Origin of the sequence: Hansschlegelia plantiphila (genome assembly GCF_027922265.1) — a bacterium.
Classification (GTDB): domain Bacteria; phylum Pseudomonadota; class Alphaproteobacteria; order Rhizobiales; family Methylopilaceae; genus Methylopila; species Methylopila plantiphila.
Genome location: NZ_BSFI01000007.1, coordinates 478,512 through 500,911, shown reverse-complemented (window position 1 = coordinate 500,911; position 22,400 = coordinate 478,512). Strand labels below are relative to the sequence as shown.

The 22,400-nt window shown below is 63.0% G+C and carries 22 protein-coding genes; 12 read left to right on the top strand and 10 right to left on the bottom strand.

Annotated features, from left to right (window positions below; genetic code table 11):
* Positions 1-49 precede the first annotated feature (49 nt).
* Genes PKE75_RS17815 through PKE75_RS08750 form a run of 3 tightly spaced genes read right to left on the bottom strand, consistent with a single transcriptional unit; the run spans position 50 to position 1,454 of the window.
* Positions 50-703 (bottom strand): terminase large subunit domain-containing protein, encoded by a 654-nt coding sequence (locus PKE75_RS17815; protein WP_309298808.1) that lies wholly within the window; start codon positions 701-703, stop codon positions 50-52.
* Positions 703-1,134: an HNH endonuclease signature motif containing protein gene (locus PKE75_RS08755; RefSeq protein ID WP_271168326.1), complete on the bottom strand. Its 432-nt coding sequence runs from the start codon at positions 1,132-1,134 to the stop codon at positions 703-705. The genes PKE75_RS17815 and PKE75_RS08755 overlap by 1 nt, the downstream gene beginning before the upstream one ends.
* The gene (locus PKE75_RS08750) at positions 1,131-1,454 is read right to left on the bottom strand and encodes a hypothetical protein (RefSeq protein ID WP_271168325.1); all 324 of its coding nucleotides are present in this window, start codon (positions 1,452-1,454) and stop codon (positions 1,131-1,133) included. The genes PKE75_RS08755 and PKE75_RS08750 overlap by 4 nt, the downstream gene beginning before the upstream one ends.
* 165 nt (positions 1,455-1,619) lie before the next feature.
* Here PKE75_RS08750 and PKE75_RS17925 point away from each other — a divergent pair, with 165 nt between their 5' ends.
* On the top strand, positions 1,620-1,976 hold the full coding sequence (locus tag PKE75_RS17925) for a 4-fold beta flower protein (protein ID WP_428979122.1): 357 nt from the start codon (positions 1,620-1,622) through the stop codon (positions 1,974-1,976).
* Positions 1,977-3,364: 1,388 nt separating this feature from the next.
* Here the strand turns inward: PKE75_RS17925 and PKE75_RS08745 are convergent.
* Entirely contained in the window at positions 3,365-4,276 is a 912-nt protein-coding gene (locus PKE75_RS08745) for an FkbM family methyltransferase (RefSeq protein ID WP_271168324.1), read from the bottom strand.
* Between the two features lie 178 nt (positions 4,277-4,454).
* Between PKE75_RS08745 and PKE75_RS08740 the strand changes: the two genes are divergently transcribed.
* The 3 genes from PKE75_RS08740 to PKE75_RS08730 all read left to right on the top strand — a co-directional run bounded on the left by PKE75_RS08740 (position 4,455) and on the right by PKE75_RS08730 (position 8,660).
* Positions 4,455-6,509 (top strand): CDP-glycerol glycerophosphotransferase family protein, encoded by a 2,055-nt coding sequence (locus PKE75_RS08740; RefSeq protein WP_271168323.1) that lies wholly within the window; start codon positions 4,455-4,457, stop codon positions 6,507-6,509.
* A gap of 87 nt (positions 6,510-6,596) precedes the next feature.
* Positions 6,597-7,751 carry a hypothetical protein gene (locus PKE75_RS08735; protein WP_271168322.1) on the top strand — a complete coding sequence of 385 codons (1,155 nt, stop codon included), beginning with the start codon at positions 6,597-6,599 and terminating at the stop codon, positions 7,749-7,751.
* A gap of 108 nt (positions 7,752-7,859) precedes the next feature.
* On the top strand, positions 7,860-8,660 hold the full coding sequence (locus PKE75_RS08730; RefSeq protein ID WP_271168321.1) for a LicD family protein: 801 nt from the start codon (positions 7,860-7,862) through the stop codon (positions 8,658-8,660).
* Positions 8,661-8,842: 182 nt separating this feature from the next.
* Here the strand turns inward: PKE75_RS08730 and PKE75_RS08725 are convergent, their stop codons facing one another.
* Positions 8,843-10,426 (bottom strand): LicD family protein, encoded by a 1,584-nt coding sequence (locus PKE75_RS08725; protein WP_271168320.1) that lies wholly within the window; start codon positions 10,424-10,426, stop codon positions 8,843-8,845.
* A gap of 408 nt (positions 10,427-10,834) precedes the next feature.
* On the bottom strand, positions 10,835-11,503 hold the full coding sequence (locus PKE75_RS08720; RefSeq protein ID WP_271168319.1) for a class I SAM-dependent methyltransferase: 669 nt from the start codon (positions 11,501-11,503) through the stop codon (positions 10,835-10,837).
* A gap of 537 nt (positions 11,504-12,040) precedes the next feature.
* Between PKE75_RS08720 and PKE75_RS08715 the strand changes: the two genes are divergently transcribed.
* Entirely contained in the window at positions 12,041-12,370 is a 330-nt protein-coding gene (locus tag PKE75_RS08715) for a hypothetical protein (protein WP_271168318.1), read from the top strand.
* 108 nt (positions 12,371-12,478) lie between these two features.
* Here the strand turns inward: PKE75_RS08715 and ilvD are convergent, their stop codons facing one another.
* Positions 12,479-14,326, bottom strand: a complete 1,848-nt coding sequence (ilvD, locus tag PKE75_RS08710; RefSeq protein ID WP_271168317.1) for a dihydroxy-acid dehydratase — start codon at positions 14,324-14,326, stop codon at positions 12,479-12,481.
* Positions 14,327-14,558: 232 nt separating this feature from the next.
* On the opposite strand from ilvD, the gene trhO reads away from it, so the two are divergent.
* Positions 14,559-15,308 carry an oxygen-dependent tRNA uridine(34) hydroxylase TrhO gene (gene trhO, locus PKE75_RS08705; RefSeq protein ID WP_271168316.1) on the top strand — a complete coding sequence of 250 codons (750 nt, stop codon included), beginning with the start codon at positions 14,559-14,561 and terminating at the stop codon, positions 15,306-15,308.
* Positions 15,301-15,516 (top strand): SlyX family protein, encoded by a 216-nt coding sequence (locus tag PKE75_RS08700; protein WP_271168315.1) that lies wholly within the window; start codon positions 15,301-15,303, stop codon positions 15,514-15,516. The genes trhO and PKE75_RS08700 overlap by 8 nt, the downstream gene beginning before the upstream one ends.
* Here the strand turns inward: PKE75_RS08700 and PKE75_RS08695 are convergent.
* On the bottom strand, positions 15,510-16,100 hold the full coding sequence (locus PKE75_RS08695; protein ID WP_271168314.1) for a TetR/AcrR family transcriptional regulator: 591 nt from the start codon (positions 16,098-16,100) through the stop codon (positions 15,510-15,512). The two genes, PKE75_RS08700 and PKE75_RS08695, sit on opposite strands and share 7 nt — an antisense overlap.
* Before the next feature lie 214 nt (positions 16,101-16,314).
* Here PKE75_RS08695 and PKE75_RS08690 point away from each other — a divergent pair, with 214 nt between their 5' ends.
* From PKE75_RS08690 to PKE75_RS08670, 5 genes are read left to right on the top strand one after another with little or no spacing between them, the layout of a single operon-like run.
* On the top strand, positions 16,315-17,400 hold the full coding sequence (locus PKE75_RS08690) for a putative urea ABC transporter substrate-binding protein (RefSeq protein ID WP_271168313.1): 1,086 nt from the start codon (positions 16,315-16,317) through the stop codon (positions 17,398-17,400).
* A gap of 21 nt (positions 17,401-17,421) precedes the next feature.
* Complete coding sequence (locus PKE75_RS08685; RefSeq protein ID WP_271168312.1) at positions 17,422-18,240, top strand: ABC transporter permease; 819 nt, start codon at positions 17,422-17,424, stop codon at positions 18,238-18,240.
* A gap of 4 nt (positions 18,241-18,244) precedes the next feature.
* Entirely contained in the window at positions 18,245-19,057 is an 813-nt protein-coding gene (locus tag PKE75_RS08680; RefSeq protein WP_271168311.1) for an ABC transporter ATP-binding protein, read from the top strand.
* Positions 19,058-19,061: 4 nt separating this feature from the next.
* Positions 19,062-20,375 (top strand): NtaA/DmoA family FMN-dependent monooxygenase, encoded by a 1,314-nt coding sequence (locus tag PKE75_RS08675; protein ID WP_271168310.1) that lies wholly within the window; start codon positions 19,062-19,064, stop codon positions 20,373-20,375.
* Positions 20,376-20,410: 35 nt separating this feature from the next.
* Entirely contained in the window at positions 20,411-20,932 is a 522-nt protein-coding gene (locus PKE75_RS08670; protein WP_271168309.1) for a flavin reductase, read from the top strand.
* A gap of 46 nt (positions 20,933-20,978) precedes the next feature.
* On the opposite strand, the gene PKE75_RS08665 is transcribed toward PKE75_RS08670, so the two are convergent.
* Positions 20,979-21,149, bottom strand: a complete 171-nt coding sequence (locus tag PKE75_RS08665) for a hypothetical protein (protein ID WP_271168308.1) — start codon at positions 21,147-21,149, stop codon at positions 20,979-20,981.
* Positions 21,150-21,185: 36 nt separating this feature from the next.
* Positions 21,186-22,157 carry a cation diffusion facilitator family transporter gene (locus PKE75_RS08660; RefSeq protein WP_271168307.1) on the bottom strand — a complete coding sequence of 324 codons (972 nt, stop codon included), beginning with the start codon at positions 22,155-22,157 and terminating at the stop codon, positions 21,186-21,188.
* Positions 22,158-22,400: the final 243 nt, after the last annotated feature.

Here is a 22,400-nt window from a genome sequence, read left to right as displayed (position 1 = left end):
ATGATCTGGGAGAGCGGATGATCGTCGCTCGGCGCCTGCGTCGAGATGATCAGCCCGAGCGCTTCCTTGCGCTTGCCCAGCCGTTGATCAGCGCGTCGAGCAGCTCGCGGTTCGGCGCCTGCGCGAGCTCGTCATAGACGAAGAGGCTTGGCGCGAGCCCGTGAGCCGAGCGGGCGTCCGCCGACATGGCCTCATAGGTCGAGCCCTTGCCGTCTCCGTCCAGCACCTCGATTCGCTTGTGGAAGCGCACGACGTTCACGCGAGCGGCGAACTCCGGAACCTGCAGGATGATCGCCTCGCATTCCCGGAAGATCAGGCCGGCCTGGTTGCGGTCGACAGCCGCCGAATAGACCTCGCCGCGCGGCTCGCTCTCAGGGCCAAGCAGGTGACAAAGCGCGAGCCCGGCGCAGAGGCCGCTCTTGCCGTTGCCTTTCGGCTCGCTCTTAACGCCGATCCGCCGGCGCCGCAGTCCCTTGGCGTCGAGGTCGCCATAAACCCGCTCGACGAACTCCCGCTGCTTAACGAGCAGCTTCATCCGCCGGCCGGCGAGCGACCCCTTCGTGATCGGCAGGAACTCGAGGAAGGCGATAACGCGCGCGACGCGCGATAAGCCCTTCCGCGCCCACGGCAGCGCACGCTGGCGCTTCGGAAGCTGCGCCGCAGCGACAAGCCGCGCTCGAGCGCCGGGACCGCGCGCGCCCATCAGCAGCGCCCCCGATCTGAAACTAACTCTGTCGCAAGCGCCCATGCCGGTCCGGCCCCCATCGGCCCGGACTCTGAGACCCCCCGGCCCTTCGGCGGGAAGACGTCGTCGACGTTCGGCTCGCCTCGGTTGAACGGATGTCGCGGGTCCGTCGGGAGGCCGTCCGGCCCGACGCGGTTGCTGTAGCCCCAGGTTTCGGCCTGTTGCTTGTCGCGGTCGTGATGCTCGGCGCAGAGGGCCTGCCAGTTGGTCGGGTCCCAGAACAGGCGCTGGTCGCCACGGTGCGGACGCTTGTGGTCAACGACGGTCGCAAGGCGGCGACGGTTCTCGGAAGCGCACGCGACGCAGAATGGGTGATCGCGCAGGAAGCCGAGACGGGCTCTCTCCCACTTCGCTCCATAACCTCGCTTGCGTGCGGTCAGGCGGCTCAATGGAGCGTGCCCCCAACAGCGCTGCTGATGCCGTCCTGCACCGCGAGGCAGACGTCCTCCGCATCCTCGTCGGTCCCGCCTAGCGCGATCACGCCGGCGGCGATCGTGTTCATCGCGTCGGTCATGACGACGAGGCAGAAGCCCATCATGTCCGCGAAGGTCGGCTCGCGGCCGATCGCTCGCTTCAGATCCTCGCGGAGCTTAGGCGTCTGAGCGCCGATGCGCTGGCCGACTTCCGTCGCGGCGACGACGAGGCGCGCCTTCTCTGCCGGGCAGAGCCGGGGCCGCGGTTCAATCCGCTCGCTTGTGTCCTGAAGCATGCGCCATGATGCCGGCGCTCATGGGTTTCACGCGAGCCATGGATGGGCGCAGATAGGCGCGCCGCAGGGCTTCAAATCCGTGAAGACGCACACCATAAATAGCATCGGAGTACGGCGGCTTAGCCGTGCGCCGCTTTATATTACTGGTTTTTCACGAGGACTATCATGGACTTCTACGATCGCTCTGGCAGAGCTTCGCACTACATCAACAACAACGGCACACTCTATCGGTGGGACGGAACACCCCTCGGCTTTGTACGAGGGCAAAACGTATATTCCAACCGGGGCATCCACGTAGCTGTGGTGAGTGGCGGATGGATCCGCGATCATAAAGGCGCGGCAGTGCTTTACAGCCCTGGTAATCTCACCAGCGGTGGACCGCTTCCTCCTGTTCCCAAGGTCCCGCCGCTTAAGCGCATTCCTCGTATTCCACCAGTGCCCGCCGTTCCGCGCGTGCCTCCAATCCCGGCAGTACCTAAGCTGTCATGGAGCGGCGCGAGCTTCGATAGCTTGTTCGCATAAGCTTTGGCATAGCTCCGCCTCCGCTTCCTCCCCTACCCTTCGGTAGGTCGCGGCCTGGGAGGGATGCTCTCAGCTCCGTTTACCCCGCCTGCCCGTATCGTGGGCCAGTCGCCTCCCCAGCCATGTCGGCCAGCATAGGGGGTCGTTTGGGCGGGCTATCCCCTCGCGCGCATCCGCTACGGGGCCGTCGGAGCCCTCTCTCGAGGTGAGTTCCGGCGGAGCGTCCTGGGTTGTCTTCGGCCCTAGGCGGCCGTGAGCTCTTCATGGACGGCGATCGTCGGCGGACCAGCGATCACGCGGCGGCGGGGGCAAGAACGGCAGAAGACCCGTCGCGAGGTGCTTCGCGATCGGGACGGAGCGAACAGGCGTCGAAGGGACCTCCGAGCGACGACGCCTGACAGCGCGCCGCCGACGATCGCGGGACTTCCCCTGAGCTTTCAGGGAAAGCCGGATCGTCGGCGGCTATTCGGCCGCCTCTCGGAAGAGGTTCGGAGCGTCACCGTTACGAGGCGTTACGTCACGGCCTCCGTTACGGCGTGACGCCCTGTAACGGCGTTGCCTCTCTGCTCCGGTTCGGTCCTTCGCGACCGGCTCCGGGGCAGGAACAGGCTGCGGGGCGCCATCGGACAGGGTGCGGCCGATCTCCCGCAGCATCGCCCGGCAGATAGCCATGACGTGTTCCGGGCGAACGCGAACGACGACGTCCTCGTCATCCTCGACCTGGCGAAGCACCACTTCGTCCGCCGTGTTCGTGTAGATGGCGACGGGCGGCTGGCTCGGGACGACGATGTTCGCGCTGTCGCGCCAAAAATCGTAGTCGGGAGGAAGGCAGCTCATCGGCCGCACCCCCACGCGTGCTCCGCGATCAGGCGGGCACTCGCTTCGGCAAGCCCGTAGTTGCGAGCCACTCGCAACGCTTGCCGATCGTGCGGTGCCGCGGTATCTTCCGCATCGGCCAGCCAGCCATCCTGTAAGCGATCCGCGCCGCGTGCCCCTGCCAGGGCCGCGGCGTTTCGCTTTTGGCGTTCAGGCGGCGCCGCGAGTGGGACACGCTGGGTTGTGCGGCTCTGAAAACCCTTAGGTTTTCCGCTTGCCCCACCTTGATCTAAGTGCCTGATGCTACTTGCGACCGGTAGGCCTGCCGGGCCCACCAGTTCCATCAAGCGCATGCGGGCATGTGTGGCCTCGCCCCTGACCCTGGTCGTCGCGGAATCGCCTGAGGGACACGTTTTGGCCAACCGCCCCCGTGTTCGACCGATTGGCCCGGCCGGGGCTCCGCCTGGCCGATATCCTGAAGACGAGTTCGGAGAACGACTGATAGGAACAGGACCAGCTCCGAGCGGAAAAAGATCATAGACGCTCCGTCCGCGGCTCCCGGCCTAGCCTCTTCACCAGCTTGCGCTCACCTCCGGCGGCGCCGCTTCGCCGGAATTCACCACCAGATTTGTCACCGGCGTGCATTCCGCGATCGCATTGCTCCATGAGCGAATGCGCGTCTTTAGCCCGTCCCAAACCGGACTTGGCGCCAATAGCCAGTCGCGGTCCTTGGTGTCGAGGTCGTTCACGACCTCATCCACCGAGTGAGGATGCCACAGCGGGTCGGAGAGACGATAGAAGCTGTAGTTCAATCCCTTCAGGGTCTCCACGGCATTCTGTACTTTGCGCCTGTTCGCCTTATCCAGAAACTCGCACACGATCCATGGCCGGCATCGCTCTATCGTCGCTGCGGCGCCCTTTATAACGTCAGGCTCGTGCGTTTCGACGTCGAGTTTCATCACTGTGGGCGCCGGGCCGCCGAGAGCGACGAACTGATCGATCGTGGTCGCCTGAACTTCAACGAACTGCGCCCCCGTACGAAATTTCGGATTCAGAGAGTTCGACGTCTCGGCCTTGGGCGAAATGAAGAATTTTTTCGTTCCCGCCGTAGAAGACACAGCAAGTTCAACCACCTCGAAATCGAGTCTGTTCTTGGCCACGAGCAGTCTGCATATGGCGGCGGTCTCAGCCGCCGCTTCGAACGCGACGACCTTTATGTGGGATCGGCGATAGACCGCATTGATAAGGGCAGAATAAAGCCCGATGTGGGCCCCGACGTCATAAAAGACATGGGACGCCGGCGCCCCCTCGACCAAGGCCAGAAGAGTGGCTTGCACCGCCGGTTCGTACTCGCTGAGACCGCCCCGTCGCAATGCTCGTTGAACGGCTGTTTGTTTCCGATCAAGAACATTAAGATATCGTCTATAGGTCCCATGTGCTTTGATAACCACATCATTATGCGGCGTCCGGACAAAAAGCGGCATCGACAAATCTCCGCGCGTGAATACCTTAAGCGCGGACGCGAGCGCGTCCGCCGAGTTCACCGTTAGCGAGGTGGATAAGCAAGCCGGGCGCCAGACAGCTTGACAAGCGTGACCCCCGTTTGCAACCCTTCGCCCGCAGGGCTGATCGGGGATTATCAATATTGTGAACGTTATCAGTATGCCCGAGCGTCAGGTCGAAGGCGACGTCGACGACGGTCCTCAGACACCGAGACTGATGACGGGCCTCCTGCCGAACGACCCTCTGCACCTTGCTTTGGAGGTCGAGAGAACCGGGCACGGCGTTCGAATCACCGGGGCTTGCCAAGCTAAATCGTTCCGGCACATGCGGTCGATTGTAGCTGTGGATAAGGATCGCCGTCGGACCCCAATCTATTATCAAGCTCTGCATCGGTCCGAGGGCCTGATATATTATCACGCCTTTATACCTGATGCGATCCTCGGAAAGCGAGTGACGTTCTATGCGGACCGCAGGGACGGCGAAAGGACGCGCATCTGGGTCGCAGGCACGATTATGCGGCTGCCCGCGGGATGGTACTGCACGAGGCACCACCTTCATCTCTGCTTCGATCCTGACGCCGCGCCGCCCACCGCCGTCGAAGACGACTGGCGGCACTACATCAAGCGGATCAATCTGGTCAACGGCCATCTGACGTTTACTTTCACGTCGTTCGGCTTTACGCAGCCGCAGTCGATGGAGTTGGTCGTATACAAATTTAGAGACGAGGCGCGATCCTTTGAAATTCCGGTGACCGTGTCGCCGGCAAAAAAGGCGTACCGCGTCAGCGCGGCTCTGCATCACCACTTCAGTGGGCAGACCGTGCTCCACGGCGAGGCGATCGTCGATGTGCGCTCCTGCTTTCAGAGCCCAGGCCTATACAGCGTAATGGTGAGGGTCGATTCCGGACGCCTCCGCGGGATCTTCCCTTACAACAGTAACTTCTTCAAAAAGCCCGATCTTTTCAGCGGCACGATCGACGATCGTTTCGCCCTCGTTCATTCGTTTCAGGATCGTGCGACCAAGAATATCCGCCTTGAGTACTTCTCCTTCCAGCAGGACGACGCGGAGGAAGTGTCGAGGCTCGTCGATCCGAGCTTCCGGACACGCAACGATGAAAAGAGACGCTGGCTGTGCGGGGAATACACCACCACTGCGCGCGACAATGGTTGGGAGATATTCAACTATCTCCGCCACCACCGCGCAGAGAGACAACCCGCGTACATCATCGATCGTCACAACCACGACGGCCTCGAGCCGGACGGGACGCATATCCTCGAATACGGAAGCGTAGAGCATCTGCGGGCGTGCCGACAGGCGCGCGCGCTGCTGTTCACCCACCACGCCGTCTATGTCATGCCCAATCTGATGCGCCGCGCCAGCGAGGAGGACGAAACCCAGCCGGTTACGCTCTTCCTTCAGCACGGCGTTTTAGCCATCAAGCCAGTTCTGCGCGACTACCATAAGAGAACATGTGGCTATGATCTGTTTAATGTCAGCTCACGGCGGGAGCAGGACCTTGTTGTGAGAGAATGCAGTTTTTCTCCCAACGATGTCATTGTGTCGGGGCTTCCGCGGTGGGATCGGCTCTCCGAGCGGGTTCAGCAGCACCGACCTGCGGGGGAGGCCCGTCGAAGGAAGGTGCTGGTCTTTCCCACATGGAGAAAGCGGCTCGACAAGCTCAGCTTCGACGACTTCCGACAGTCCGGCTTTTTCGAACAATGGAAGGCCGCGCTTGAGATTATGGCCCGGCGGGCGGACGCTCACAATTTTGAGGTGGTCTTCTGCGTTCATAGCATTTTCGAACGGTTCGCCTCTATATTTGCGACAAAAGGCGTTCAACAGAAAACCTTAAGGGAGGTGGTCAGCGGGCTGCCCGAGTATGACCTTTTCGTTACGGACTATTCGTCCCTCTGTTTTGATCTTTTGTATATAGAACGTCCCACTATATTCTTCATGTTTGATCGCGACGAATTCTTTCTGGCGGAGGCGCCTTACGTCAACCTGGAGATCCTGCCTGGCCCGATCGTGGAAAATTTGCAGGGTTTCGAGCGCGTCGTCGAAGATTGGGGAGTGGGGCAAATGGAGACGATGATCCAAAAAATCGACGACGTCCGAGACAAATTCACCGCGTTCGGTGATGAGCAGAACTGCGCCCGGTTGATCAATCACCTCGAAGCGAGGATTCTCAGCCAGAGCGCCGTTCCGAGTGTCTGACGGCTCTGGCCTGAGCCGCGTCTCGACAGCCGGCTCCGGGCGCCGTATCGCGAGCGGGCTGTGGCGCTGCATTCCGGGAAAGGTAGCATGAATTTCTATATCGCGGACGTTTCGAGCATATTCATTCCCGAAGCGCTAGATGTCAGGCGCAACGTCCGCAAGTCTGTTCGCCGCGGAAACCCCGCCGATCTGAAGAGATACGACTATCGGGGAATCTTTTATGACGTATTCAACTTCAAAGATAAAATCATTCTCGCAGGCCCTCCTTTATACAACCTGGCGAAGGAGCTCCGCAGCGCCGAGTTTCTAATAGACGGGGTGCCGGCGCTTCAAGAGCCGGTGCTCGAGGACATCAGGCGAACCCAGCGTTCGCACCTCTGGACGCAGAGACCGGCCAAGATACTGGAACTGCATTCGGACATCGTCCGCAGCGCCGTCCGGGTGAATGGCGCTGACACGGACACCTTCAAAGGGCGACGTGTCCTTATGACGCTGTCAAAGAACAATGATCTTCATTGGATCTCGGACTGGGCTCGATATTACGTAAAGGAGCACGAAGTCGACGCGGTGCTTATTTACGACAATGCGTCTGACCGTTACCGCCTCCGCGACATCTTGGCGGAGTTACGCCAGGTGGACGGTCTCGCCGCGGCTGTCGTGGTCCACTGGCCTTACTTCTATGGTCCCCAGACAAGAGGCATCGGTCCGTTCGGGAATTTCTGCCAGGCCACGATGCTCGAGCATGCACGCAGGCGGTTCCTCTCGGAAGCGGCGGGCGTGATCAACGCGGACATCGACGAGCTTGCAGTGACCCAGGATGGACGCTCCGTCTTCGAGCATGTCGGGGACAGCGCCCTCGGAGGCATCCTGTTTGCAGGCCGGTGGATCGAGGCCACCGAGCTTCCCGCCGACAGGACTCCAAGGCACTCGGATTACGACCTTTTCAACCCGGACACTGATGCGTGCGCTACGAAGTGGGCGCTGATCCCCTCGCGTATTGAGGAGAAGTGCGCGTGGCGCACGCACTGGATCCAGGATCTCCAACTGCCCACCAGCCCCGCCGTGCAATTTCGTCACCTAAAGGGCATAAACACCAACTGGCAGTTCGACCGAAGCCGCGTGGTGAAATACGACCCCGCGCGGCATGTGCGCGATGAACCGCTCAGAGCCGCCCTGGACCGGGCGTTCGGCGAAAGGGACGAACGGCTCCCGCAGGAACTGGCGATGAGCGATGCTGTCTAGGGAAAGACGCACTGGGCGTTCCGTTCACAGGAACGTCGATTGCGAACCACCACCGAGAAACGGCTTCGACGGCCGAAATCTTCATTCAAGCGTGGATTTGGGCCCGGGATGACGCAAGACGACCTTCAGCAGCAACTTGCGGCGCAGGCCAAGGAATTGTGGTCCCTCACTAAGGTCGTGAAGCGGCTGACGGTCGCTTACGAGACCATGTCTCTCGCTTCTCTCGGCCGAATTGACGACGCTCTTTCGCTGATGCAGGCCAACAAGAGATGGCTTCACGACCTTGACTATCAGAGACTGGCGGACGCCATCGGACCTGAAGCTCTGTTTGAACACGAGCTGGAGTGGAACCAGCATGGCATCACCCGCACCTTCCGCTTCTGGAGTCCGGAGGAAGTCGCCCGCTATTTAACAACGTGCAACAGGCTGGTGGAGGATCTCCGTACCCTCACGCCAAATGTATGCTTCGGATTCGGCGCGGTATTAGGTCATGTCCGCGAGAAGAATTTGATCGCTCATGATGACGATGTCGATATCATAGTCGCAGTTCCCGGAGTTACGAATTTCCCAGACGGAATACGCGTTGTATCCAGCCTTCTCCAGGAAAAGGGTTATACTGTTAAGCGTCTGAGGACACATCTGCATGTGTCAGACGGTGGCGAGATTATCGACGTATTCATTGGTCTTGAGAGCGGCCCTTACGGGAACTGGAGACCTGGGCCGATAGACGCAATCGAATTGGCGAGCATCTTTCCTGCGTCCCTCGAACCGTTCTGCGGGGTTGACTGCCCCTTCCCGCGGGAGACCATCCGTTATCTTGAACAGGTCTATGGACCGTCATGGCCGGTGCCGCAAAAGAATTGGCGGCACGACTGGAAAGCAAGCCGAGCCGTGCTGCTCACCAGCTAACGAAGGGCGGCGGCCGACCGAGGGTCGGACGAACCGTCGTGGTGCAAGCCACATCGTGGTCAGGTGTGGGGGCAGGAAAGTCCTCTCCCGCTTATGGCTCAATATCCTGACCCGCTTGGCCTCCGTCGGACGCTGGCGATCGGAGATCAACCCCGGGCGGTTCACGTCCCTAAACCCGCACCTTAGCGTCGTTTCCCGATGACCCGCGCGACATGCGCATCTTCTCGTCCGAACCGCGCAAACCCATTGCCCTCTTGGACCACCTGCGGACGAAACTTGTAGGACTTATGGAGGCGACCCAGAAAAGCGTCTACATCAATATACCGGCGGAATGGCGCCTTGTTGTTGTTCTTCTTTCTTTCTTCGTCTTTCGTCGTTCGGAATTCGAAAGCGATGACGTCGCCAGGCCTGCTGACCTCCCGTATTGCGCTCATTAGCGCCCTCTCGCCTCTGTCCGAAAGCGCGTGCAGAACGAACCGAAGATAGAACATAATGGGCTCATCGCCGCGGCGTGCCGTGTCCGCCAGCAAACGCCGAAATCCGTCCGTACCATCAATTGTGCCGTGGTGGACCTCAGCATCCAGGCGTCCCGAATAGGAACTAACCCCACGTTTGACAGCTTTAACGGCGTTGATCGACCCGTCGTATCCCACAACGCTCTTTCCGACCTCCGCGAACATCAGCATATCGGCGCCGTGGCCGCAGCAGATGTCGACGATACGGTCCGGAATGTCCGGAAGCTTGATCACCATGTGGGCGAAGTCGGAGGGCGGCGTCGGATCTTTTAGACCATAATACGCATCCCAATAGATCTCCGCCCTTTCGGACAAAACGAGCCATGCATCCTTGTTATCGCTCAGACGGTCTTTATCCCAGTTAAAGCCGGGATTCGGCGTTCCCCAACTTGGGCCATATATCCGTTCAACGAACAGCCTGGGGTCGTCCACAATATTGACCGCCCGGTCGTTGAGAATGGCTTCGTCGTAGCCTTTGAAATCAGAGAGGGTGAACGGCCTTGGCCCCGCGACGCCGAATGGGAACTGAAGCACTCCCTCCTCGTCAAAAAACAAATGGAAGATGTCGATCTTCAACGACGTATTGGTCGGGTCGTAGACCCAGATGCATGTTCTGCGCGCTGTGACCTTGAATCCTTCGGCAATCAAATCCCGCGCTATCCGCATCAGCTCCGTTCTACAGGAAACTGGATCCTGCGAATTCGAGATGTACGCCGCGTCGAAATCATGATCGTGGCCAATGAAATCGCCGCCGCGAACGGCGCCCAACATCGTGCCGTAACAGACGATGAGCTTGATCGCGTACCTTTCTTCAAGAAAGTCCGCGAGACGCGCGTACAGGTCGAGGATGCCTGTCCGCCATTGCACATCTTTTAATTTCGAAAGCTGCAGACGGCCAAACTGATTGAAAATAAATCCGTCTTCGAGAAGAGCCTGAAGCTTCTCGGCTGGAAATAAAGGTAGCCCACGAAGCTCTTCGATATGATCTTCATGCGGGACGGGCTGCTCCCCCGCCGCCCGAACGCCGAGCTGCCGTGACGAAGAGCAATACTTCCAGATATCTCGAAGGTTAAACCGAAAGAGGTGGACACCCATGTCCGGGACGGCGCGTGTCGCCCAGGTCGACGCAACGCGAAGCCCGTCAAGCGTCAATTCAACCCGGACCGGCGCATTATCCGTAGCGCTCACCGAGCCGGATAATGTCGACTTATCCAGACTTTCAATCCGGAGCTGCGCGGCGACGTTTTCCATTTCATGACTCCCTCGTTCGCTCAGAAGCCATCGGCGATAAAAATGCTCGGCGGCTCGCGTCAATGCTGTCTGCGTCGCCGGGATCTTGCGGGTATTGCCCGGCCACATGAATTGCCGCGCGGGAGTTTATTTGCGCAATCCGCCATACGCATACCTGGACGCAGCCTGCCGGCGGTGCGCCGGAAGCGGATCGCGGGTGGAGATCGCAGCGCCCGACTTCGCGAGCCGCCTCTGACCACCGCGCTCGACCGATGGAGCAGCGCCCCGCCATACGCAGACAGCGCCGCCGAGCCCGCGCCGGCCTGGGTCGCCGTGTCGACCCGGGCTAGCCGCCGACGAGACGGGATCGATCCAAGAAAATCGAGCCCGCCTCGGACGCACCGGAAACCCCGCTGCAGGATGGTGAGCCTAGCTTCTCAGCGCAATCAGACGGCAGAGCTCCGGATCCTCCTCATTATAGGGCGAGAAGCCGTTGCCTTCCTGATAGACGCGGACCGTAAGGCCCCATCGGCTCGACAACTGCTTGGCGAGCGCCGGAGCGTCCTGGTACCGCCGATAATGATCGCCGTGCACGTGGTTCTTGTTGGCGTCCTTGCTCGTGCGAAACTCCGCCGCGAAGACGTCGCCGGGGCCCATGGCGGCCGCGACAGTGGACAGCAGGATATCCTGGGTGGGCTCATCGATCGCGTGCAGGACGAAGCGGCAATAGAACAACACGCCCTGGGGCGACAACCCTTTCAGCCCCTCGAAGATGGCGCTGAGCTTCTCCCCATCCTGAAGCTCGCACTGCGCGAAAGACAAACCGGGCAGGCTCGCCTCCGCCGCCTTTCTGTTGCCGTTCTCGACAGCCACTGCGGATTGGTCGACCGCGACCACTTTGCTGGCGCGTTTCGCGAAGCCGAAGGAGTCGCGTCCATTGCCGCACCCGAGGTCGACGACCACGTCGCGAAAGAAAGCGGACTCGGCGACATAACGGCAGAACGTCGAAGAGTCGGAGTACCAAGTCTGGGCGTAGAACTTGTCCCAATAGGCCTTCGTCCGAGCTGCCTCATCGTCCATCACTGCGACGTCTGTCATGTTAACCCTCGAATATTGCGTGATCGTCCGTAGTTTTAATGCTCAGATTCAAAGTATATATTGCATCGCGCAATGATCTGTCAAATCCAGCGGATATCGTCGTCATCCGCCGGGGCCGAACTGCGCGACAAACAGAATTCAATGGTGAGCAATTGGCCACCAAGCATTACATCCGGCCCTCAGCATCTGAGCTCGCGAAGGCGCGTAAAATCGGCATAGTCGTCAGATACCATTGGACAAAGTCACCATTCGATCGGCCCTTTCCTGACCAGCCTGCAAAGACTGGTCGTCCGGCGCAGGCGGCGACGCCCGATGAACATATAACGGCAGCTTTATATGTGCATACTGCAGTGCGAGATCGCGCTGTCAAGGCGAGACATCGGCCGCTCCGCAGTCAAGCGTGATGAGCCACCTAAACCGGACGGAAGAATCTACAGCGCTCCGGCGCCACGCGGGCCCATCGATAGCAGGTGCGGGAGGGACCGCGGGGTCGAACGGTTCTCCGCGTGTAAGGAGGTTCCAATCAGGAGATTGTCCTTGCTGAAATTTTTGATCCCCGCGACGCTTGCTGCACTTCTCCCGGCCTCCGCCGCGTTGGCTTCGCCCGCCACGTCGTCCGCCGACTTCTTCTCACCGACTGCTGGATCCATCGAACTGGTGCAGCTTCGGCATGAAAAGAAAGCGGCTCCGCATCGGGAGATGCGCCATGGGCCGGCGATGAAAAACCGAAACGGCCGAAATCAGCGGTTTACGCCTGGCGGCCGCTATCGTTCGGCACCGTCCGGCTGGCGGCGCTACGGCGCCCGGCCCGGAGACTGGCGGACGCGCGGCTGCGTCCAGGTCGGCCCCCTCTGGTTCTGCCCCTGAGAGCCTCGCAGCCGCCGGCTGGCACCCGCCCTACCCTCAACAGCCACGATGCGCCGCCGCCCAGATCGCGGCGGCGCTTCGCCTCTGTCGACCGAAGACCGGCGACCGCTATCTTATCTGGTCGACGTCGCGCACGGCGCCGCGGGCGGCGCTCGTCGTGAATGCCGCATAGGCCCGCAAGGCCGAAGACACCTTGCGCTTCCGCCCCTTAGCCCTCCAAGCTTCGGCGCCCTTCGCGATCTCCGCGGATCGCCGGGCCTCAACCACCTCGGGCGCGACGGCAAGACGGATCGAGCGGTTCGGGATGTCGATCTCGATGGCGTCGCCATCCTGCACCAGCGCGATCAGCCCGCCTTCCGCGGCCTCCGGCGAGACGTGGCCGATCGAAAGCCCCGATGATCCGCCGGAGAAACGGCCATCGGTCACCAGCGCGCAGGCTTTCCCGAGCCCCTTCGATTTGAGGTAACTCGTGGGATAGAGCATCTCCTGCATGCCCGGTCCGCCGCGCGGGCCCTCATAGCGGATGACGACGACGTCGCCCTCCACGATCTTGCCGGTCAGGATCGCCGAAACCGCGTCGTCCTGGCTTTCGAACACCTTCGCAGGCCCTGAGAACTTAAGGATCGCGTCGTCAACGCCCGCCGTTTTCACGATGCACCCATCGAGCGCGAGGTCGCCTTTCAGCACCGCGAGGCCGCCGTCCTTCGAGAAGGCGTGCTCGACGTCGCGGATGACGCCGCAGTCGCGGTCAAGGTCGAGCTCGTCCCAGCGCTCGTCCTGGCTGAAGGCGACCTGGGTCGGCACGCCGCCGGGGGCCGCGCGGTAGAAAGACTGCACCGCCTCGCTTTTGGTCTCGGCGACGTCCCAGCGCTTCAGCGCTTCGCCAAGCGTCGAGCTGTGCACGGTCGGCTCGCCGAGGTGCAGCAGGCCGCCCCGTCCGAGCTCGCCCAGAATGCCCATCACGCCGCCGGCCCGGTGGACATCCTCCATGTGGACGTCGGACTTCGCCGGCGCGACTTTGCAGAGCACCGGCACGCGACGCGAGAGGCGGTCGATGTCGTCCATCGTGAAATCGACCTCGCCTTCGTGGGCGGCGGCGAGCAGATGGAGGACCGTGTTGGTCGAGCCGCCCATCGCGATGTCGAGGCTCATGGCGTTCTCGAAGGCGTTGAAGCTCGCGACCGAGCGCGGCAGCACGCTGGCGTCGTCGCTCTCGTACCAGCGCTTGGCGATGTCGACGATCAGATGCCCGGCCTCGACGAACAGGCGTTCCCGGTCGGCGTGGGTCGCGAGCGTCGAGCCGTTGCCGGGCAGCGACAGGCCGAGCGCCTCGGTGAGGCAGTTCATCGAATTCGCCGTGAACATGCCCGAGCACGAGCCGCAGGTCGGGCAGGCCGAGCGTTCGATGGTGGCGACGTCCTCCTCCGACACGCGGTCGTCGGCGGCGGCGACCATGGCGTCGACGAGGTCGAGCGCAACCTTCTTGCCCTTGAGGACGACCTTGCCCGCCTCCATCGGGCCGCCGGAGACGAACACCGCCGGGATGTTCAGCCGGAGGGCGGCCATCAGCATGCCGGGCGTGATCTTGTCGCAATTCGAGATGCAGACCATGGCGTCCGCGCAGTGCGCGTTGACCATGTATTCGACGCTGTCGGCGATCAGCTCGCGCGACGGCAGGCTGTAGAGCATGCCGTCATGGCCCATCGCGATGCCGTCGTCGACGGCGATGGTGTTGAACTCCTTGGCGACGCCGCCCGCCTTCTCGATCTCGCGCGCGACCAGCTGGCCAAGATCCTTGAGGTGGACATGGCCCGGCACGAACTGCGTGAAGGAGTTCACCACCGCGATGATCGGCTTGCCGAAGTCGCCGTCCTTCATGCCGGTCGCGCGCCAGAGGCCGCGCGCGCCGGCCATGTTGCGGCCGTGGGTGGTGGTGCGGGAGCGATAGGCGGGCATCGGATCGGATCCTGATTGGCAGTCCAGCATATAAGGACGTTTGTCCGCGCCGCCGACCAAGACGGCCGAGGCGTCGAAGGGGCGTCGTCCCGGTCCTTCTATCCCGGACCGCTCATCCTCTACGAGATCTTTGTCGCGCCGGGAGATATGCGTGAGCCGAAGGCGCCGTCCTCGCAAGTCCGACCGATCCCGCGGGCTGTTCTCCCGCCGGCGGCGCTGCTAGAGGACGCGAATGCCGCTCGCCGTCGCCGCCCTCTATAAATTCGTCGCGCTTCCCGACTTCCGCGCGTTACAGGCGCCGCTGCGCGATCTCTGCGCGGAGCTCGGCGTGACGGGGACGCTGCTGCTCGCCCCCGAGGGGATAAATGGCACGGTCGCGGGGGAGTCCGCCGCGATCGACGCGCTGCTGGAAGGGCTGCGCTTCGGGCCGCTGTTCGACGGCCGGCTCTCCGACATTGAACCGAAGCTCTCCAACGCGGAGGCGCAGCCCTTCAAGCGCCTCAAGGTGCGCCTGAAGCGCGAGATCGTGACGCTTGGCGATCCCGCGGCCGATCCGACGGTCCGGACCGGGGCCTATGTCGCGCCGTGCGAATGGAACGCGCTGATCGCGCGCGACGATGTCGTCGTCGTCGACGTCCGCAACGCGTTCGAGGTTGCGATGGGTTCGTTCGACGGCGCCGTGAACCCGCGGACCAAGCGCTTCGGCGACTTCAAAGGCTTCGCCGCTGGGACGCTCGCGGGCGCGAGGCCCAAGACCGTCGCGCTCTACTGCACCGGCGGCATCCGCTGCGAGAAGGCGAGCTCGCACCTGCTCGCGAACGGATTTTCCGACGTGTGCCAGCTGAAGGGCGGCATCCTCAAATATCTCGAAGAGGTCGATCCGGCCGACAGCCTGTGGCGCGGCTCGTGCTTCGTGTTCGACGAGCGCGTCGCGCTTGGCCATGGCCTGGTCGAACAGACGCCGGAGCACGCCGATGTCTGACGACGCCGATCGGCTGACCGAGCGGGTCGACGCGCTCGAGGAGCGTCTCGCCTATCAGGACGAGACCATCGAGGCGCTGAACCAGACGATCACCGCGCAGTGGACGACGATCGACGCCCTGAAGCGGCAGGTCGCGAACCTTCTCGAGCGGCTGGAGGACGCTGTCAGCGGCCCGGGCCCCGTCGACCGCCCGCCCCCGCATTATTGAGGCGACGGCGGGTCGAGCAGCGCCCCGACCAGCCAGCGCAGGTCGCCGATGTCCTCCGCGATACGTTCGTCGCCGCGGCTGGTGGAGGCGTAGAAAATCCCGTCGAGCTGCAGGCTGATGGTGCGCGCGGTCTTGTTGACGTCGATTTCGCGGAACACGCCGCTCGCGACCCCTCGGCCGATGCAGTCCTCGAGCAGCGCCTGCTCTCGCTCGTAGAACCGGGCGATCAGAGCGCTCGCCGCGGTCTCACCGGCGTTCGACGCGGCGTGGTCCGCCATCAGCTTCGTCATGCGCGTCAGCGTCGGCGCGATCGAGATGTGGATGTCAAGCCACGCCATGATTTCCGCTCTGGCGTCGCCTGCGCCCCCCCGCAGCGTCTCGTAGCCGGCGTTGAGCTGATCGATCGCGTGGCCGAGCGCCCGGCTGAACAGATGCTCCTTGCTCTCAAAGTAATAATAGATCAGCGCCGGATTGACGGCGCTCGCGAGCGCGATGTCGCGGATCGTGACGTTGCTGTAATGGCGCTCGGCGAACAGCCTGAGCGCCTCGTCGAGAATCTGTTCGGCTCGGATTGCGGGGTCCAAACGGGTCCGCGCCGCCTTCTTCGCTTTGGGTTTTCGGATGGCCGCAGATTGCGCAGCGCGCGGCGCGCCAGCAGGCGCCTTCCCAGCAATATCAACGGTCTTGCCCATTGAAAGGCGCCTAGTTTTTGCGCTGCACAAGGCATCGCTTGTGAGTCATATTAAACACCTGTTTAATAGCGCCGTCGACCCTGGGCGCGCCGATCAGGAGCATGCGATGCACCGTTTCTTTCGCGCAGCCGCTGTCACCGCAGCGCTCGGTCTTGGGCTGATCGCCGCATTCGCCCAGCCAGCCGAGGCCGCAAGCAAGAAGACCTTCAAGTTGGGCTATTCCATCTATGTCGGCTTCGAGCCCCTCCAGTGGCTGAAGACTTCCGGCGTTCTGAAGAAGTGGGCCGACAAATACGGCATCGACGTCCAGATCGTGCAGATCAACGACTATGTCGGCGGCATCAACCAGTTCATCGCGGGCGATCTAGACGCCTTCGCCATGACGGACATGGACCAGTTGACGATGCCGGCCGCCGGCGGCGTCGACAGCTCGATCTTCCTCATCACCGACTACTCGAACGGCAACGACGCGATCGTATCGAAGACGGCCAATTCGGTGAAGGAGCTTGAAGGACAGAACATCTTCCTGCTCCAGTACAGCGTCTCGCATTACCTGCTGAACCGGGCCCTCATCCTGAACGGCATGAAGGGGGTCGGCGCCGTCAAGACGACGAACATCTCCGACGCCGAGATCTCCGCCGCCTTCATCAGCCAGCCGGACATGGCGCACGCGGTGTCGTGGAAGCCGATGATCCCCGACATGGTCAAGGGCGCTCCCGGCTCGAAGATCATTTTCGACAGCTCGAAAATTCCGGGCGAGATCATGGACGTCTTCGTCGGAAACACCGCGACGCTAAAGGACAACCCGGACTTCGCCAAGGCCCTCACGGGCGCCTGGTACGAGGCTCTCGGCCATCTGAAGGCGAACGACGCGACCGCCGCCGAGATCAAGCAGGCGATGGCCGGCCGTCTCGGCACCGACGTCGCGGGAACCGAAGCGCAGATGGCGACCACGCATTTCTTCTGGACCCCCGCCGAGGCCTACGAGTTCCTGACCGCCGCCAAGACCAAAGAGATCTGGGATTACGTCCGGACCTTCTGCTTCGAGCAGGGCCTTTATGGACAGGGCGCCGACAGCGTCGACGCGATCGGCATCGAGCTCGCCGACAAGTCGGTGCTCGGATCGCCGAAAGCCGTGAAGATCCGCGTCGACCCCACGTTCGCCAAGCTCGCCATGGACGGCAAGCTCTGACGATCGGGGCGGGCTGATCCCATGCGGCGTATCGTAAACTACGCTCCGAGCGCGGGCGGCAGGCTCCTCCTCGGAGCCCTGCCCTTCGCCATCGCGGTCATCGCCTACGTCATTGTCTCGGACGCGCGGCTCGCCGCAAATCCCGGCGACAAGATCATGCCCGCCTTCTCGTCGTTTGTCGCGGCGATGCAGCGGGTAGTCTTCCGGTCCGATCCGGCCGTCGGCCAGCCGCTGTTCTGGTTCGACACCTGGTTCAGCCTGGCGCGCCTCGGCGCCGGCGTCGGGATCTCCGCGCTCCTCGCGCTGACGCTCGGCGTTCTCGTCGGCTTCATCCCGTACGTCCGGTCGGCGCTCGACCCGATGATCGCCACGCTCTCGCTGATCCCGCCGCTTGCGGTGCTGCCGATCCTGTTCATCGCCTTCGGCCTCGGCGAGACGTCGAAGGTCATTCTCATCGTGTTCGGAATCGCGCCGGTGATGGTGCGCGACATCGTTCTGACGGTGATGGCGATCCCCAGGGAGCAGATCATCAAGGCGCAGACGCTCGGCGCCTCGACCTGGCAGATGATCATCGGCGTCGTGCTTCCGCAGATCATGCCCCGCTTGATCGACTCGGTTCGGCTCTCGCTGGGCGCCGCCTGGCTCTACGTGATCGCAGCCGAAGCGATCACCGCGGAAGGCGGTCTGGGCTACCGGATCTTCCTCGTCCGCCGCTACCTCGCGATGGACGTCATCCTGCCTTACGTCGCCTGGATCACCATTCTCGCCTTCGTGCTCGACTTCGCCCTCCGACAGCTTTCGCAGCGGGCTTTCCCGTGGAAGCACCTGAAGGAGGCATGAGGCGATGACCGAGATCCGCTTCGAGCACGTCTGGAAGGAATACGGCTCCTCGATCGTGCTCGAGAACGTCGATTTCACGCTCGACAATCACGAGTTCCTGGTCGTCATCGGACCAAGCGGCGTCGGCAAGACGACGCTGCTCCGTCTTTTGCTCGCGCAGGAGCGCCCGACGCGCGGTCGCATTCTGCTCGACGGCGAGCCGATCGCAGGCGAGCCGACGGCCGACCGCGGCGTAGTGTTCCAGCGCTATTCGGTGTTTCCGCACAAGACCGTGCTGGCGAACGTCATGGTCGGCCCGCAATGGGCCGCGTCGCCGTTGCTCGGCCGGCTGTTCGGAGCGCCCAAGCGCGCGCTCGCCGAGCGCGCCATGGCGCTGCTGGCGCGCGTGGGGCTCGCCGAGCACGCGCAGAAATATCCGCAGCAGCTTTCCGGCGGCATGCAGCAGCGGCTGGCGATCGCCCAGGCGCTCATGAACCAGCCGAAGGTGCTGTTGCTGGACGAGCCGTTCGGCGCTCTCGACCCTGGCACGCGGCGCGCCATGCACAGCCTCGTGCGCGAGCTCTGGGAGGAGCACGCCATGACCATCGTCATGGTGACGCACGACCTGATGGAGGCCTTCCATCTCGGCACGAGGGTCATCGCGATCGACAAGGCGCGCAAGGATTCCCAGGCGCCCGAGCGCTTCGGCGCGACCATCACGTCCGACTTCTGCGCCAAGCCGCGCATCGTCCGGGACAGCCGCCGCTTCGAGACCGCGCGCCTGCGCGCGGCTGAAGCCGCTTCGGCCGTCCCGTCATCGGCTTCTGAAAGGGACTGAGACAATGGCCGACAAGCGTTTCCATCTCGCCTGGTTCATGAATTTCACGCCCGACGAATGGCGTGAGCCCTTCGGCCAGGGCGGCAGGCCGTGGGACGGGCAGTTCTATGTAGAGATGGCGAAGACGCTCGAGCGCGCCTGCTTCGACTACATCATGATCGAGGACAAGCTGATGGTGCCGCAGACCTATGGCGGCTCGTCCAAGGCTTCGCTCAACCACGGCATGATGGTGCCGAAGCACGACCCGGCGCCGCTTGCGGTCGCCATGGGCATGGCCACCTCGCGGCTCGGCGTGATCGCGACCATGTCCACGATGGCCTATCCGCCGTTCATGATGGCGCGCCTGTCCTCGACGATCGACAGCCTGACCAAGGGCCGCTTCGGCTGGAACATCGTGACCTCAGCCGAAGACCTGATGGCGAAGAACTTCGGCATGGACCGGCTGCCGCCACGCGACCAGCGTTACGAGATGGCCGACGAATATATGGAGGTCATGGACAAGCTGTTTCACAGCTGGGAGCCCGACGCCGTCGTGCTCGACCGGGACGCGGGAATCTACGCCGACGAGACCAAGGTCACGCCGATCGACTTCGAGGGCAAATACTACAAGGTCCGCGGACCGCTCAACACGGTGCCCTCGCCGCAGCGCAAGCCCCTCTATGTGCAGGCGGGCGCGTCGCCGAAGGGCCGCGACTTCGCCGCGACCCACGCCGACTCGATCATCTCGGTCGCGAGCGGCGTTGCGGAGATGAAGAAATTCCGCGACGACATCCGCAGCCGCGCCGCCGCGCTCGGCCGCGATCCAGACACGATCAAGGTGATGTTCTGCGTGACGCCGGTGCTGGGCGAGACTGACGAGGAAGCGCGCGCCAAGTATGAACGCATGTTGAATTCTCCGCACTTCATCGTGGACACGCTCGCCTCGCTGTCCGCGATCACGGAGATCGACTTCGCGCAGTTCGACATCGACAAGCCATTGCCCGAAAAGCTCGTGACCAACGGCGAATCCGGCACGCTCGACAAGTTCCAGCAGTGGGGCAGCGGCAAGACGTTGCGCGAGTTGGTCGTCGACGGCGGCGGCGGCCTCGTGTCGTCCGTGGAGCTCGTCGGGACGCCTGACACCGTCGCGGAGCGCATGGGCGAGATCATGGAGGAGGTCGGCGGCGACGGCTTCCTGATCACGACGCCGGTGCTCCGGGTCAGCCGGCGCTTCATCATCGAAGTCGCCGATGGGCTGGTGCCTGCCTTGCAGAAGCGGGGCCTGACGCGCACCTCCTATGCGCATGAGCGGCTGAGGGACAATCTGCTGGACTTCTGAACAGTCAGAGGTCCCGCTTGAGCGGGCATTGGACAATGAGTGAATTGTGCTACGCGGCCGACGCCACGGTCACCAAAGACCGCTATCGCGATGCGATGGCGAGCGTCGCCGCCGCGGTCAACGTCGTCACCACCGACGGCCCCGGCGGCCGGGCGGGCTTCACCGCGACCGCGGTCTGCAGCGTGACGGATTCCCCGCCGACGCTGCTGGTCTGCGTCAAGCGCGACAGCTCGGTCGGCGAGGCTTTTCGCGCGAACGGCTCGCTCTGCGTCAACACGCTGGCGCCGGAACACCAGCCGCTCTCGAACATGTTCGGCGGCCGCACGCCCTCCGACGAGCGCTTCGCCGCCGCGACCTGGACGACGGGCTGCACGGGGGCTCCGGTGCTCGAAGGGGCGCTGGCCTCGTTCGATTGCCGCATCTCCAAGGTCGTGGACGTCGGCACCCACGCCGTCCTGTTCTGCGAGGTGCTGGAGATCGGCGGCGGCGAGCCGACGGAGGGACTGATCTATGTTGGCCGCCGCTACGACTCGGTGACCGCCTGCGGCGCGGCCTGACCGGCGGCGGTCGAACCTATCCATGGAACGGCGTCTAAGCCCGCCTTCACTTCTCCCTGGCGGGATAGCTGCAGATCGCGACGGACAAACCGAGCGTTGACGCCCTGCGCGGCCTGGCCGCCTCAAGCCTTCTCGCTTCGTCGAGCAGCACAGCCGCCACGACGACCAGCACGACGAACGCCGCGCCGTCCTCATCTGTCGGGCTGCTCGACGTCAATGTCTGACGCGGCCCCGGTTAGCTCCAGCGCTGTCTTCAGACGGCGTTCGCCGATCGCTGCACGCACGGTGTCGCGGGATCGGTCTCGATCTGCACGGTCGAATGGCCGATCCCGTAGCGCTTGCGAAGCTCTTCGGCGACTCCGATCAGGAAGCCGTCGCCGGGGTGGCCGCCGGCCATCGTAAGGTGGGCGGTCAGCACCACGTCGGTCGTGCTCATCGACCAGACGTGCAGATCGTGCACTTCGCTGACGCCGGGCAAGGCGGCCAGAAACGCCTCGAGCTGCTTCGGATCGCATCGTTCGGGCGCGGCGTTCAACGACATCGCCACGCTGTCGCTCAGCAGGCCCCATGTGCCCCAGATGATAAGCCCTGCGATCACGAGGCTCACCGCTGGATCCAGCCAGAACCAGCCGGTCAGCCAGATCACCAGGCCCGCGACCATGACGCCCGCCGAGACCGCGGCGTCGGCGGCCATGTGCAGGTAGGCGCCCTTCACGTTGAGGTCGCCTTTCCGCCCCCCGAAGAACAGCCAGGCGGTGACGCCGTTCACGAGGATGCCCGCGGCGGCGACGGCCATCACGGTTCCGCTCGAAGTTTCCGCAGGATGGAACAGGCGCGTCACGGCCTCCCAGGCGATTGCGCCGACCGCGACCAGCAGGAACACCGCATTGAACAACGCGGCGAGGATCGACGACGCCTTCAGTCCGTATGTGAAGCGTTCGCTCGGCGGCTTGGACGACAGCACATGCGCCAGCCAGGCTGCGCCGAGACCGAGCACGTCCGACAGATTGTGGCCGGCGTCCGACAGCAACGCGGTCGAGTTCGCAGCGATTCCGAACCCGGCCTCCACCAGGACGAACGCGATGTTGAGCGCCGCGCCGATCGCGAACGCCCGGCCGTAGTCGGCTGGCGCATGCGAATGGCCGTGGCCGCCATGCCCCTGCGCTGCGGCGTGGTCATCGCCATGATGGCGGTCGTGGTCGTGATGGATATGCGCTTCCGTCACTTCGTCGACGCCTTTCGATAAGCAGGAACCGGTCCCCGGCCGAGCCGATGATCATAGGCTGCGGGCGGCGCACGTCTCCAAATAGTATGAGAACGAAAGAATAAGCTCATTATTCAACGATATTTTCTTCCCGTCGCATTGGATTATCGGGATCGACAATCCTTTCCTTGCACTTGCGCAAGCAAAAGAGCGTGCGCTCCACGCCTGCGGTCTTATCTGTTGTGCCGACGGCGCCGGTCATCG

Coding starts and splice junctions, on each gene's coding strand:
- PKE75_RS17815 (WP_309298808.1), bottom strand. CDS start 703: ATGGGCGCGCGCGGTCCCGGCGCTCGAGCGCGGCTTGTCGCTGCGGCG.
- PKE75_RS08750 (WP_271168325.1), bottom strand. CDS start 1,454: ATGCTTCAGGACACAAGCGAGCGGATTGAACCGCGGCCCCGGCTCTGC.
- PKE75_RS17925 (WP_428979122.1), top strand. CDS start 1,620: ATGGACTTCTACGATCGCTCTGGCAGAGCTTCGCACTACATCAACAAC.
- PKE75_RS08745 (WP_271168324.1), bottom strand. CDS start 4,276: ATGCCGCTTTTTGTCCGGACGCCGCATAATGATGTGGTTATCAAAGCA.
- PKE75_RS08740 (WP_271168323.1), top strand. CDS start 4,455: ATGCCCGAGCGTCAGGTCGAAGGCGACGTCGACGACGGTCCTCAGACA.
- PKE75_RS08735 (WP_271168322.1), top strand. CDS start 6,597: ATGAATTTCTATATCGCGGACGTTTCGAGCATATTCATTCCCGAAGCG.
- PKE75_RS08730 (WP_271168321.1), top strand. CDS start 7,860: ATGACGCAAGACGACCTTCAGCAGCAACTTGCGGCGCAGGCCAAGGAA.
- PKE75_RS08725 (WP_271168320.1), bottom strand. CDS start 10,426: ATGGAAAACGTCGCCGCGCAGCTCCGGATTGAAAGTCTGGATAAGTCG.
- PKE75_RS08720 (WP_271168319.1), bottom strand. CDS start 11,503: ATGACAGACGTCGCAGTGATGGACGATGAGGCAGCTCGGACGAAGGCC.
- ilvD (WP_271168317.1), bottom strand. CDS start 14,326: ATGCCCGCCTATCGCTCCCGCACCACCACCCACGGCCGCAACATGGCC.
- trhO (WP_271168316.1), top strand. CDS start 14,559: ATGCCGCTCGCCGTCGCCGCCCTCTATAAATTCGTCGCGCTTCCCGAC.
- PKE75_RS08700 (WP_271168315.1), top strand. CDS start 15,301: ATGTCTGACGACGCCGATCGGCTGACCGAGCGGGTCGACGCGCTCGAG.
- PKE75_RS08690 (WP_271168313.1), top strand. CDS start 16,315: ATGCACCGTTTCTTTCGCGCAGCCGCTGTCACCGCAGCGCTCGGTCTT.
- PKE75_RS08685 (WP_271168312.1), top strand. CDS start 17,422: ATGCGGCGTATCGTAAACTACGCTCCGAGCGCGGGCGGCAGGCTCCTC.
- PKE75_RS08680 (WP_271168311.1), top strand. CDS start 18,245: ATGACCGAGATCCGCTTCGAGCACGTCTGGAAGGAATACGGCTCCTCG.
- PKE75_RS08675 (WP_271168310.1), top strand. CDS start 19,062: ATGGCCGACAAGCGTTTCCATCTCGCCTGGTTCATGAATTTCACGCCC.
- PKE75_RS08670 (WP_271168309.1), top strand. CDS start 20,411: ATGAGTGAATTGTGCTACGCGGCCGACGCCACGGTCACCAAAGACCGC.